The sequence below is a fragment of the Pseudomonas sp. SIMBA_067 genome (assembly GCF_046534675.1).
Lineage (GTDB): Bacteria > Pseudomonadota > Gammaproteobacteria > Pseudomonadales > Pseudomonadaceae > Aquipseudomonas > Aquipseudomonas putida.
In genome coordinates, this window is record NZ_JAWRYH010001506.1 from 1 (window position 1) to 230 (window position 230).

Sequence of the window (230 nt, forward strand, 5' to 3'; positions counted from 1 at the left end):
TGGCATGGCAGGCCGGGGCCCATGTCGCCCATCTCACGGCCGCCCCTGGCATTGGGCTGGCCGGTCAGCGAACAAGGCCCGCTACCAGGGCGGCAGCTGGCGCCCGTGGCCAGGTGCAGGTTGCAGATGGCGTTGCTGGGCCAGGTACCGTGAGTGCTCTGGTTCAGGGCCATCGTCCAGCAGCTCATCCAGTCGTCGGCGGTGCCGATGCATTCGGGGGCGTTGATGAT

1 protein-coding gene is annotated in these 230 nt (G+C 68.3%); it reads right to left on the reverse strand.

The window, feature by feature from the left end; all coding sequences use genetic code 11:
- Positions 1 to 230 (reverse strand): hypothetical protein (locus SB765_RS34475; protein WP_410933138.1); only part of this gene is annotated, 230 nt, incomplete at both ends.